Here is a 12,800-nt window from a genome sequence, read left to right as displayed (position 1 = left end):
AAAAATTTCTATATTTTTTCTTTATTGTAATAAATTATTCCTTTTGGGCAAGTTTATTTGTCAATATAAATTTTGATTTTATTGCATCATCATTGAGCTAAATCAAATTATGACGAAAGTTTTATAGAGGCTGTAGTGATAAATTGCTAGTATAAATGTATTAGATGTACCCGATATGGACATTGGGCTTTGATGTGAGAATTACAGTGCTTAATGGTCTTAAGGCAGGTTTAAATCTGCGCCGCTTAATTTTATTATTAGCGTTTTCGGCAACGCTAATCACCTTTCTAAACAGTTATTACTCGAGCTATCAAGTTCAAAAGCAACAACTAATAGATAAAACGCTTGAAAATCACAAAGCTTACGCAGCTAAACTGGTATCGGCCACCGATAATTTTTTATTGGCGGCGCAGCAGCAACTGGCTTATGTAGGTAAAATTCTTGAAAATGACTTTAATAATCAAGGGTTGATAAATGCTGAAGCAGAACGATTGAGGTTACAAACTAACAGTTTTAACTCGACCATTATTGTTAATAAACAAGGCGATATCTTAGGGGTATCACCGCAATCCTTAAAACTTAAAAATCGCAAAGTTGATAGTTTTGGGACTAAAGCTGCGCTTTCTTATCGAACCCCGATGATCAGCGAACCGTATATTTCGATGGCGGGAAATTTGCTGATTTTTATTTCTCAGCCTTTATTTGATAAGCAAGGTGAATTCATTGGCTATGTCGGCGGTACATTATATTTGAAGCGCACAAGCATTCTAAACCAGCTTTTACAAGTTCACTATTATCGCGATGGTTCATATTTATATGTTGTTGATGAGAATCATCGCTTGCTTTATCACCCTGATACAAAAAGGATAGGGGAGCAAGTTTTTGAAAACCCTGTGATCAAGGCTGTTTTGAAAGGGCAAGCCGGAACTGAACTATTAAGTAATAGCAAAGGGGTTGAAATGTTGGCTGGCTTTGCTCCTTTAACCGTTGCTCCTTGGGGAGTCATTGCACAACGACCCCTTGAAGACACATTAGCACCGCTTGATAATTTAATGTGGCAAGTCTTCATAAAAACGGCGCCTGTGGGTGTCATCACTTTAATATTAATTTGGGTATTAGCTAGAAAAATAGCGAGCCCATTGAGGCAACTTGCTGAAACCGCAAATACGTTGGATAGGCCAACCACAACACGCGAGTTAATGCTAATTCGTTCATGGTATTTTGAAAGTAATGAGCTTAGAAAAGCAATGTTAAAGGGAGTTGGTTTATTACACAGTAAAATTGGTTTGTTACGTCAAGAAGCACAGACAGACTCACTAACAGGGTTACACAACCGTAGAAGCTTTGATGCGCAGTTAAGTCATTTTATTGCACAGCGCTGCCCGTTTGCAGTTTTGGCAATCGATATTGATCACTTTAAGCGGGTAAACGACGAATTTGGGCATGATATTGGTGATGTGGTATTGCAGTCGCTTGCTAAAATTTTGTTAGATGTAACTCGTGATAGCGACGTTGTTGCTCGTACTGGTGGAGAAGAATTTATTGTGATCATGCCAAGAGTTGAGGTCAAACGGGCGTATCAGCTTGCAGAACGCTTGCGGATGCGGATATCTGAAAGCTACATTGACCCTGTTGGCTGCATTAATGTATCTATTGGTATATCTGGTTGGCCGATTGAGCAACTGAACATTGATGAAGTACTTAAGCTCGCTGACCAAGCCTTATATCAGGCTAAAAAAACGGGCCGCAATCGTTCTGTAGTTAATGCAAGTTATGGGCAAGATTTCGCAACTATTTCTGAGTCTCCAATCTTGGAATAAGTTATTTAATGTGCAATAGTGAACGTTATTAAGTTATTTATGGAAAACCAAAATGGCATTCACTTTTTTGACTCGTTTAACTAAATCCATTTCCTTGTTAAGTATTGCTGTTATTTTAACAGGCAATGTTTATGCAGACTCAAGCGATGATAAACGTAGCGAATTTGTGGATGTTGGTGCTTTGCTACCTAATGCTGTGTTAGATATTCGTTATTTTGGCCATCACAACTTTGTTGGCAAACCAGTTGATGGTTACAACGCGCCAAAATGTTTATTGCACAACAGTGCTGCTACAGCCCTTAAAAAAGTGCAAGTAGCAGCGCAAACCCAAGGCCTGAGCTTGAAAATATATGATTGTTATCGCCCGCAGCGCGCTGTTGATCACTTTGTACGTTGGGTTAACGATTTAGAAGATACCCGCACTAAAGCTGAGTTTTATCCAAACTTAGGCAAAGACAAACTGCTTGGTGATTACATCGCTGCTAAATCGGGTCACAGCCGTGGTTCAACGATTGATTTAACCTTAGTTGATGCAAAAGGCGAAGAGCTCGATATGGGCTCACCATTTGATATGTTCGACACTCTTTCTAACACCGACGACCCACGCATTAGTGCAGAGCAAAAAGCCAATCGATACAAATTAAAAAGCCTGATGACTGAGGCCGGCTTTGCGCCTTATTCAATGGAATGGTGGCATTTTACTTACAAACCGCAAGCATACCCCGCAACCTATTTTGATTTTGTGGTGGAGTAGGTAAAACAGCTTAAAGCTTTCAGCTGTAAGTTTTAAGCCGAAAGTGTTGTTTTTGAATGTTGAGTTAGCTTGATTAAATGGCGTTGAATGTTAGACACGCCATGCAAGCATGACGCCTACGGTTTGATGTAGGCGTGAAACTTGTTTCACGCGTCTGACAGCTCCTTCTAGAACCTAGCGCATCATGACGCGGGCTAAACCCGCTGCTACAGGCTGACAGCTTCTTCACGTTGGGTTTCGCTGCGCTCTACCCAACCTACATCACCTCTTTTACCGGTGAATAATCAACTTTAATTTCAACAATATCGACATTGGCATTTTGTTTAAAAGCGTTTTGCACTTTTAATAAATCAGTGTCTTTTTCTGCAAGGTAACGATAGCTTTTGTTGGTCATTTTTTTCAGCGCATATTGACTGCTAAGCTCTACCGGTAAGCTATTTTCTTTTAGCGTTAAGTAAATTGCACCCGTTGCAATGCCGCGCTCTTGCATTGCGTGATTAAAGACTTCTGTGCCCTTGGTTAAAGTAGGTGCATCAAAGGTAATTTTTTCGCCATTATTACTAAAAGCGTTCGTAAATTTTTGCTTGTTGATTTCGACTGATTTTTTAACATCTTTAACTGAAGTTTGTTCTTTTTGTGAACTGGTTGTTGGTTGTTGTACTGTATCTTGCTCGCTTATTTCATTTTTTTGACAGCCAGTCATTAGAGCTAAAGTCAATATAATGAATTGTATTGTAAGTGTTTTTTTCATACCTCACCTGTTTTTTTGTTACTTTTTTTTACAATTAATTCTGTTTTTTAATTGTTCTATTAGGTACATTGGAATTGGTTATGATTGTTAACCGAAAATAAAAATATAACAATAGGGAACGTAAATAATGTCACAATTTAAAGTAACAGCAGTTGCTACTATGGTAACGGCTATTTTGGCATCATCTCAAGTACAGGCAAGCGAACAAACTCGTTTTTATAATACTTCAAGCGTTAGCTCACAAGTGCAATTCAACCCCCAAGTATCTCAACAACGTGCATTAGCTGAGCGAAGAACTGTTTCGGGTCACAAATCAATTTTCGATGAGCAGTTAGGTAAAGCTACGTTCTTATGGAAAGCAGTTGGTCAAGCTAAACCTGATATGGCGATGGTGCTTCCTGAGCAACGTAATGCCTATGCTGCAGATTTTTATTTAAATGCCTTAACGGGTGTTAGCACTGCGAAAAAAGGTTTTTCAAGTGCTGTATTAACAGATTTATCTGAGCAAAAACTTGGCTCAATCACAGCTAAATACAAGCAAAAAGTACTCGGCGTTGAAGTTTTCAACCGTGAATATAACCTGATTATGGACAAAGAGCATAATTTAGTTGCTGGCTCTGGGTATTTCGCAAATAAAGTGACGAGTTCAGTTGCTCCTCTAGGTGAGTTCACAAGTGCTGAGCAAAGCATTAAACGTGCAATTAAAGAACTTGCTGATATCAATGTGTCGTTAACTAAGTCAACTGAGCAAGGCGACTATGTTAAATATACTGTGTCTAACCAAAGTGGTGACAAAGTTGTATTAGGTCAGCCACGTGCTAAGAAAGTATTCTTTGAAGTAGCGGGTGAGCTGCAATCTGCATACTATGTTGAAGTCGAAGTTGCTGATAAAAACAGCCTGGAAAGCGATTACTTCAGCTACGTTATTGGCGCGCAAAACAGCAAAGTTTATTTCAAGAAAGACTTAAAAGCACACGCGGCAGACTTTAACTACCGTGTATGGGCTGACGAAGATGGTTACCCGTGGGAAGGTCCACACGGTGACGTGATCCCAGCTGATGGCCCAGATCAAATTGATGAAACTGAAATCCTAGATGCGCCACTTGTAAGCTTGTCTTACTACAAAAAATTAAGCACGATGGATCCATGGCTTGCTGATGATGCTACAACAACATCAGGTAATAACGTATTTGCTTATGCTGATGTTATCGCACCACAAGGTTTTACAGAAGGTGACTTCACAGCTGAAACCACATCAGATTACACATTTGACTACCCTTATCAAGTTGATCAAGTAGCAAACAGCTACGACAACCGTAAAGCAGCTATCGTTAACTTGTTCTATATGAACAACTTCTTACACGATTTCTTCTATGACCATGGTTTTGACGAAACATCAAATGTTGCGCAAGTATCAAACTACGGCCGTGGTGGTGTAGAAGGCGACCCTATCGAAGCGCAAGCGCAAGATAATAGCGGTTTAAATAACGCTAATATGGCAACCCCTGCTGACGGTGCAAGCCCACGCATGCAAATGTATTTATACAACTCGAAAGATGCGAAAGTGGGTGTAGATTTTGGTGTGGTTGTTACATCTGACGAATCAATTGGTCTTCTAGAGTCTTCTAAAGTATCAGGCTTTGGTCAAATGCAATTTGCTGATATCGCAGGCGAAGTTGTTCGTCTAGTTGATGGCGATGATGCCGATTCTGGTAGCGTAACAGATGGTTGTCAACCAGCAACAAATGCAGCTGAACTTGCTGGCAAAATTGCGCTAGTTGATCGTGGCTCTTGTAACTTCACAGCAAAAGTACTACACGCTCAAGAAGCGGGTGCAATTGGTGCAATCGTTGTAAACAACAACCCTGATACAGATGAACCAGCGCCGATGGGCGGTGAAGATGATGCCGTTATCATTCCTAACATGGGTCTGAACTATGCTGACGGTCACGCACTTTACGATGGTATCGCTGCAGGCGACACTGTTACTGTGAACATGTTCAACAAAGCAACGTTAAAAGACGGTACGCTAGATAACGGTATTATTGCTCACGAATGGGGTCACTATATCAGTAACCGTTTAGTGGGTAACTCATCAGGTCTTATTAACTTCCAAGGCCGTGCGATGGGCGAAGGTTGGGGTGATTTCCACTCACTTATGTTCATTGCTAAAGCTGATGACATTAACATTCCAGGTAACGACAAGTTCCAAAAAGCCTACGGTAGCGGTACTTTCGTAGAAGATTTCTACTACGGTATCCGTCGTGTTCCATATTCAACTAATATGGAAGTAAACCCGCTGTCTTTCCGTCACATTACTGAAAATGAAGGTGCTGATGTAGGCATTGCACCAACAAGTGTTGCTTCACCACACGCAGCAGGTGAAATTTGGGCAACTATGCTTTGGGAAAGCTATGTAGCACTTATCAACGAGCACGGCTTTGAAGACGCACAAAACCGCATGGCTAACTACTTAGTTGCTGGTTACAAGCTAACTCCTGTTGCTCCGCTATACACAGAAGCACGTGATGCTATCTTAGCTGCAGCGTACGCAGTAGACCCAGAAGATTACAAACTAATCTTAGGTGCATTTGCTAAGCGTGGTATGGGCTTAGGTGCTGTAGCACCAGAGCGTTTCAGCGAAGATTTAACCGGTGTTGTTGAATCAGACAAAATGAAACTTGCTAGCTTCACATTGAAAGATGTGGCAATGAATGCAAACTACAACGGTGCTGAATTAGGTTATTGTTCAAACGATAACGTGCTAGATAAAGGTGAAACAGGCACATTAACTGTTAGCATCATGAACACAGGTAGTGAAGTACTAACGGGTACACAAGCACAGTTAACAGTTGTTAGCGGTCACGATGTAACGTTCGAAAATGATGGTTTAATTACATTCGACGATACAAACCCGTATGCTTCACAAACAAGCGCGCCTATCACGTTTACGCTAAATGATGCAGGCACTGCTGATACACTTGAAATCGAAGTGTCATTCCCTGAACTGTCTGCTGATGACGAAATTGTTGAAGCAGCAACCGATAAAGTATCTTACCTTGTGAACATGGACTTTGAAGATAAAGCACCAGTTAGTTCACAAACTGCTGACGATATGGAAATTGCAGGTGCATCATTACGTGACTGGAAAGAAAACGTAATGACAGGTGATGACCTAGCCGTTGGCACGCAAAGCATGGCAAAAGGTGGTTACGTTCCATTTTTTGATAGCTTTGGGTTTGGTCTTGGCGAGCAAACCATGTACCTAAATAACAATGACTTCCAGTCTGATGTTGCAATCGAATCAAGAGAGTTTGATATCGGTTTTGCGGGTGACTTTGAAGTTTCATTCTGGCACTTCTACCTAATCGAAAACGAGTGGGATGGTGGTGTTGTAGAAATCAGCGTAAACGGCGGTAACTGGGTTGATGTTACTGAAATGGGTGGTACATTTGATGTGGGTTACGATGGCCCTCTAATCGAAAACGACGCGCAAGCACTACAAGATCGCGATACCTTCACAGGTAACAATGTTGATGAAAACGATGTGTATGGTAACTACGAAACAATTCGTTTCGGAACTGAACTAAACGGTAACCGTGCCAAGCTTCGTTTCCGTATTTCATCTGATAATGCCGTTAGTAGCTTTGGCTGGTGGATTGATAACGTAACTGTTAGCAATGTAACGACACCAATCTTCTCAAATGTGATTGCTGGTGATACATTCGCTTGTGATAATGCACTACCATTACTTTCGGTAGCAGGTGATGCGACAGTGTCTGAGTCAGCTTCAGGCACATTAACAGCAACAGCGTCAGACCGTAACAGTGATGACACACTAAGCTATGCATGGACGCAACTAAGCGGCACAACTGCAACACTTACAGGTGCTGATACTGCGACTCTAGGCTTCACGCCTGGTGCTATCTCAAGTGATGACGAGTTAGTATTTGAAGTAACAGTGAGCGATGGTACAGACTCTGTATCTGAGCAGTTCACTGTTGCCGTAACTAACGAAGCTGAACAAGAAGAAAGTAATGAAGAGAAGAAATCTAGTAGCGGTAGCTTTGGTTTCTTAACACTACTACTTGCACCACTAGCGCTTATCGGCCGTCGCCGTAAACGTAAATAAGACTTTTAAATAGTGATAACAAAGCCCTTACAGTTCGCTGTAAGGGCTTTTTTGTTTTTAAGTTAGCGAGAGTAAAGTTAGCGAGGGGAAAGTTAGTGAGGGGAAAGTTAGTGAGGGGAAAGTTAGTGAGGGGAAAGTTAGCGAGAGTAAAGTTAGCAAGCGACTTTACATCGCGTCCTAGAGCCCAGAACCTAGCACCTTTTCGTAGGCGTGAAACTTGTTTCGCGCGTCTGACCGCTGATAGCTGAAGGCTGACAGCTTCTTAATGTTGGGTTTCGCTGCGCTCTACCCAACCTACGTGGAGAGTCAACAGGTTGAATGCTGTGGGGTTATAAACACTCGATAACCCCACGATTCAGCTTACCGTTTAAGGCTTTTAGCTATTGAACGGTTGCTTTTAGGCCGCGGCGTTTTAATAATGCTGATGTGTCTGGCTCTTGACCGCGGAATGCTTTGTACGATTCCATTAGGTCACGTGAGTTACCGACTTCTAAAATTTCTTTACGGTATTTATCACCGATTTCACGTTTTAGACCGCCTTGCTCTTGAACAAAGGCAAAGGCGTCTGCTGCTAAGATTTCACTCCACATATAAGCATAGTAACCCGCTGAATAACCGCCGCCCATTGAGTGTGAGAAGAAGGCTGACTTATAACGAGGTGGTACAAATGCTACATCAACACCATGTTTTGCAAGCGCTTGTTGCTCAAACTTTTCAATGTCTTGTAAAGGAGCATCAGCAGAGAGTGAATGCCATTCCATATCAAGTAGTGCAGCAGCAACGTATTCTAGGGTATCAAAACCTTGGTTGAAGCTACGTGATTGAATTACTTTTTTCAGTAGCTCATCAGGAATTGGCTCGCCAGTTTTATGGTGTTTCGCATAGTTAGCGATAACTTCAGGATACATTGCCCAATCTTCTTCAAATGTTGATGGGAATTCAACGAAGTCACGTGATACTGAGGTGCCAGATAGAGTAGGATACTTCACGTTTGAGAACATGCCGTGTAAGCCATGGCCTAGCTCGTGGAAGATCGTTGTTGCTTCATCATAACTGATAAGCGTAGGTTCGCCATTCGCGCCTTTTTGAATGTTCATTACGTTTACGACAACTGGCTTTTGTTCTTTAAGGCCTGATTGTTTAACGAAAGAAGTCATCCATGCACCACCACGTTTACCTTCACGCGCGAAGTAGTCAGCAAAGAAAATGGCTAAGCTTTTACCATTTTCATCAAATAACTCATAGGCTTTTACATCCGGGTGATAAACCGGAATATCGTTACGTGGTTTAAAGGTGATACCGTATAAACGGTTCATGGTGAAGAATACGCCGTCTTCTAAAACACGGTTGAACTCGAAATATTCTTTCACTGCATTTTCGTCAAGGTTGTATTTATCTTTACGCACTTGCTCTGCGTAGAATAACCAATCCCATGGCTGTAATTTGAATTGCTCACCTGACTCATCAATCTTAGCTTGAATTGCAGCGGCCTCAGCGTTGACGTTCTGCATTAATGCAGGGATCATACTCGCAAACATATCAAATACAGCTTGTGGTTTTTTCGCCATTTGCGACTCTAAACCAAAATCAGCCCAGCTATCGTAACCTAATAGTTTCGCTTTTTGAGCACGTAAGTGAGCAAGTTCTGCCACGATATCACGGTTACTATTTTCGCCCGATAATGCACGCTCAGCTGATGCACGCCATACTTTTTCACGTAAATCGCGGTTTTTCAGTGTTGCCAGAATAGGCTGACGCGTGGTGTTTGTGATCTTAATTAGGTATTTGCCTGGATGGCCAGCTTCTGCAGCGGCATTGGTAAGCTGCTCAATTTGACCTGCTGGTAAGCCCTCAAGCTCTGCTTTGTCATCCACTAAAACAACATTTGTTTTAGTCAGCGCTAATAAGTTTTGTGAGAACTGAGTTGTTAAGCTCGAGTGCTTTGTATTGATATCACGAATTTGTTGTTTTTGCTCTGCACTTAATTTTGCACCAGCACGCACAAAACGTTTGTAGTAAACGTCTAATAAACGCTTTTCTTCAGCAGTTAAGGCAAGGCTGTCAGCTTCGCTGTGAATAGCCGCTACTTTCTCAAAAAGTGCTTTATTTAAGAAAATGTTGTCGTTATGAGCCGCTAGTTTTGGCGCTAACTCTTTTTGTAATTCACGACGTGCCGGGTTTGAATCCGTACCCGCTAAGTTATAAAAAATACTGCGTGTGCGTGTTAATAGCTCACCACTTTTCTCAAGCGCAACAATCGTATTGGCAAAATCAGGCTTTGCTGGATTGTTAATAATAGCTTGCACTTCAGCCATTTGCTCAGACATGCCTTTATTAAATGCCGGCATGAAATGTTCATCTTTAATCGCACTGAAATCAGGCGTTTCGTATTGTAATACGCTTTTCACAAACAGTGGGTTAGCTTGCTCATTTGCAGCAACAGGCGCTGATTGCTCTGATTTAGGCGTTGATGTTGTTGTTTGCGGTTCTGAACAGGCTGTGAGTAACAGCGCAGAACTGATCGCGGTTGCGATTAGGTGTTTCATAGTTTTTCTCTTGTCATTTTTAAAATTAAATTGTGTCGATATAACCTTGCACATACGTTTTATAAGCTCTTGATTTGCATAGCGGTTAAAACGGATTACAAAAAGATGCTAAAAAAGCACTTATATGAGGCAGGTATCACCATGTGATCAATGAGCCCAGCATACTGTGTCTTATTACAATTGACCTCATACGTTGCGATAAGGTGATTATTGGCTGCGATAAGCCGTTAAAATTCTCTAAGATCGGAAAGCCACTTATAACTTTACAGCTTAAATAGCTCGACCCAATTGATCTTTTTGACTCATAACAGTGTCCAAATAAAAACTTTGTGGTATGTTATATTGTAACGATTTAGTCTGCAATCAATCTTGCCATGGAGTGCATTTTTTTACGATAAGTTGCAAATGTTGCTGAATAAGCAAGGAGTCATATGGCTATCATAATCAAACACGCCTGCGTTGTTAATGAAGGACAGCGCGAATTAAACGATGTACGAATTGTTGGTAATCGAATCGCTGAAATTGCCAAAGATATCAGTGCCAAGGCCAATGATGAGGTAATTGATGCAAGCGGTCTGTTGCTATTACCAGGCATGATCGACGATCAAGTTCATTTTAGAGAGCCAGGCCTTACTCACAAAGGCACGATTGCCAGTGAATCTGCCGCTGCAGTGGCCGGTGGCATTACAAGTTTTATGGAAATGTCCAATGTCTCACCTTCGACTACCACGGCAAAAGCACTTGCAGATAAATACGCGATAGCGGCGCAAACGAGCGCTGCGAATTATGCGTTTTACTTTGGCGCAACCCCAGACAACCTTGATGAAATTAAAGCTCTTGATGCTAAAAATGTATGCGGCGTTAAAGTGTTTATGGGAGCATCAACAGGTGATTTACTGGTTGAACACCCACATGCTCTAGAGGCCATTTTTCGGGAAAGCCCAGTACTCATTGCAACCCATTGCGAGCAAGGGGAGGTTATTCAACAAAACCAGCGCCGAATAGAAAAACGCTATGGTGAGTTACGAATAGAACATCACCCGTTAATTCGTGATGAGTTAGCGTGTTACGCATCATCATCGTACGCCGTATCGCTGGCAAAACGCTATGGCTCGCAGCTGCATGTTTTACACCTTACAACAGCAAAAGAGCTAGAGCTATTTAGTAACGCACCTATAGAGCAAAAACACATAACCGCCGAAGCTTGTGTGCATCATTTGTGGTTTAACCAAGATGATTACACACACTATGGCAATCAAATTAAATGTAACCCTGCCATAAAATCTGAGCAAGATCGCCAAGCGCTACTCGCAGCAGTACGCGATGGTCGCATTGATATTATTGCCACCGATCATGCACCTCATACTTGGCAAGAAAAGCAGCAACAATACAGCGCTGCACCAGCTGGCCTCCCGCTCGTCGAGCATGCATTACTATCGTTACTTGAGCAGGTAAAACGTGGTGCGTTGAGCCTAGAGCAAGTCGTTGAAAAAACAGCGCATAACGTGGCAAAGCGATTTGCTATCGAAGATCGAGGGTTTATCAGAGAAGGTTACTTTGCAGATTTAGTCCTGGTTGACCCAAGCGCAGAAAAGCACGTTGAGCACACAAACACACATTACTTATGCCAATGGACCCCTTTCAATGGCACTACTTTTTCACACCGAATAACACATACCTTTATAAATGGTGAGTGTGTCTTTGATGGACAGCACGTAACCCCGCACAAGCAGGCCGCTAAGGCCTTAACATTCAATCGTTAAAAGAAGTTGATATGCAATTACCCGATATTACCTCGCACTCTAATGTAGATTTTCAGTCGCCTTTAAAATGGGTTGGCATGGAAAAAATAGCATTGCCTTTGAAACTTGCACAACCTCATGTTGATGTGCACCTGAATGCCAAAGCCGATATTTTTGTTAGCCTTGATAGTGATGCTAAAGGCATTCATATGTCGCGCCTTTATTTATTACTTAATCAGCTATTGGCTAATCAAAGCTTATCGACTAAGCGTATTAACGAGTTTATGGAAGCCGTTTTAGCATCACAAAAAGGCTTAAGTAAAGGCGCAAAACTGGTGCTGCATTTTGATTTACCCGAGCTAAAACCAGCACTCCTTAGCGACAATTCCGGATACAATGCTTACCCTGTTGTTTTAACGATAACTAAGAAGCAGTCGATGGCTATCAACTTAAAAGCTGATATAGCCTACAGCAGTACCTGCCCGTGTTCAGCGGCATTATCGAGGCAGCTTTTGAGCGAAGCAGTCGATAAGCAATTTAGTGATGAGCATATAGATAAAGCCTCTTTACTCAATTGGCTTGCAAGTGAACAGGGCTCAATTGCAACTCCTCATAGCCAGCGCTCTTACGCTTATATTGATGTCACTTTTAGTAGTGAGAAGCTACCTGATATTGGCGGCTTTATCACAGTATGTGAGCAAGCCATAGGCACCCCTGTACAAACCGCCGTAAAGCGTGAAGATGAGCAAGCATTTGCCGCCCTTAACGCAAAAAACTTACTGTTTTGCGAAGATGCAGCAAGGCGATTAAAGCAGTGTTTCGAAGCCATGCCGGGTATTGCTGATTACCAATTTAAGGTTGAACACCAAGAAAGCTTACATGGCCATAATGCCGTGGTTCATGAATCTAAATATTAAGACTCATGAGTCTAAGTGTTAGGCTCATGAACCTAAAATGGTTTACAAATTTTGACATTAGCGGTCGCAAAATATTGCTATTCATTTTCACAATGATAATGATACGAGCGCTAAAAATGATAAACATAATAATATAAA

The 12,800-nt window shown here is 41.7% G+C and carries 7 protein-coding genes; 5 read left to right on the top strand and 2 right to left on the bottom strand.

What is annotated here, in order from left to right:
- The first annotated feature begins 194 nt into the window (after positions 1-194).
- Both CWB80_RS19635 and CWB80_RS19630 read left to right on the top strand, forming a co-directional pair.
- The gene (locus tag CWB80_RS19635; RefSeq protein ID WP_235373207.1) at positions 195-1,820 is read left to right on the top strand and encodes a sensor domain-containing diguanylate cyclase; all 1,626 of its coding nucleotides are present in this window, start codon (positions 195-197) and stop codon (positions 1,818-1,820) included.
- Positions 1,821-1,872: 52 nt separating this feature from the next.
- Complete coding sequence (locus CWB80_RS19630) at positions 1,873-2,574, top strand: M15 family metallopeptidase (RefSeq protein ID WP_138600131.1); 702 nt, start codon at positions 1,873-1,875, stop codon at positions 2,572-2,574.
- 256 nt (positions 2,575-2,830) lie between these two features.
- Here the strand turns inward: CWB80_RS19630 and CWB80_RS19625 are convergent, their stop codons facing one another.
- Entirely contained in the window at positions 2,831-3,325 is a 495-nt protein-coding gene (locus CWB80_RS19625) for a serine protease external chaperone (RefSeq protein ID WP_138600132.1), read from the bottom strand.
- A gap of 127 nt (positions 3,326-3,452) precedes the next feature.
- On the opposite strand from CWB80_RS19625, the gene CWB80_RS19620 reads away from it, so the two are divergent.
- Positions 3,453-7,457, top strand: coding sequence for a rhombosortase-dependent M36 family metallopeptidase (locus CWB80_RS19620; RefSeq protein ID WP_138600133.1), 4,005 nt, complete (start codon positions 3,453-3,455; stop codon positions 7,455-7,457).
- 380 nt (positions 7,458-7,837) lie between these two features.
- Here the strand turns inward: CWB80_RS19620 and CWB80_RS19615 are convergent, their stop codons facing one another.
- Positions 7,838-10,003 (bottom strand): M3 family metallopeptidase, encoded by a 2,166-nt coding sequence (locus CWB80_RS19615; RefSeq protein ID WP_138600134.1) that lies wholly within the window; start codon positions 10,001-10,003, stop codon positions 7,838-7,840.
- Positions 10,004-10,434: 431 nt separating this feature from the next.
- Between CWB80_RS19615 and CWB80_RS19610 the strand changes: the two genes are divergently transcribed.
- On the top strand, positions 10,435-11,766 hold the full coding sequence (locus CWB80_RS19610; protein WP_138600135.1) for a dihydroorotase: 1,332 nt from the start codon (positions 10,435-10,437) through the stop codon (positions 11,764-11,766).
- 11 nt (positions 11,767-11,777) lie between these two features.
- Positions 11,778-12,662 (top strand): GTP cyclohydrolase FolE2, encoded by an 885-nt coding sequence (gene folE2, locus CWB80_RS19605; RefSeq protein ID WP_138600136.1) that lies wholly within the window; start codon positions 11,778-11,780, stop codon positions 12,660-12,662.
- The last annotated feature ends 138 nt before the right edge of the window (positions 12,663-12,800 follow it).

The sequence above is a fragment of the Pseudoalteromonas sp. S1650 genome (genome assembly GCF_005887195.1).
GTDB classification, from domain to species: Bacteria; Pseudomonadota; Gammaproteobacteria; order Enterobacterales; family Alteromonadaceae; genus Pseudoalteromonas; species Pseudoalteromonas simplex.
The sequence above is the reverse complement of the archived record's forward strand: the minus strand, read 5'-3'. Positions and strand labels throughout refer to the sequence as shown.